Below are 503 nucleotides of genomic sequence, written 5' to 3' on the forward strand. Positions count from 1 at the left end.
GATCTGCTCGGTGCGGATCTGGCGGGTGCGTTCGGTGATCTGAGTCAGGCGTCGTCGTGGGAGACGTTGTTCGACCAGGGGGCGTGGGAGCCGCTGCTGTCGAACCTGGGTCTGTCGTTTGATGCGTCGGTGGCTGATCTGCCGGGTCCGGCGGCGGCTGATGACTGGTTCGGTTCGTTGTTCTACACGCCGTTGCATGACTTGGGGCAGGCGTGGATCCTGAGTCCGTTTGGTGAGCAGGTCAACTCGTTTATCAACCTGTTCGGTTTCGGTCAGATCCTGATCGGTAACGGTGCCGACGGTATTGATGGTGGGACGCTGGCGGAGGCTGCTGGTGGTTCCGGTGGTCTGTGGTTCGGTGATGGTGGTGCTGCGGGTACGTCGGCGGATGGCGTCGGTGGTGTCGGTGGTTCGGCGGGCATGTTCGGCGATGGTGGTGCTGGTGGTGCCGGTATCGATGGTGGCGATGGTGGTGCCGGTGGTGCTGGTGGCTGGTGGATGGG

At 63.2% G+C, this 503-nt stretch carries 1 protein-coding gene; it reads left to right on the forward strand.

Annotation, left to right across the window (positions count from 1 at the left end; all coding sequences use genetic code 11):
- On the forward strand, positions 1-503 hold a 503-nt coding region (locus tag LI94_RS24160; protein WP_046302526.1), incomplete at both ends, for a PGRS repeat-containing protein.

The organism is Mycobacterium sp. UM_Kg27, assembly GCF_000972905.1.
GTDB lineage: Bacteria > Actinomycetota > Actinomycetes > Mycobacteriales > Mycobacteriaceae > Mycobacterium.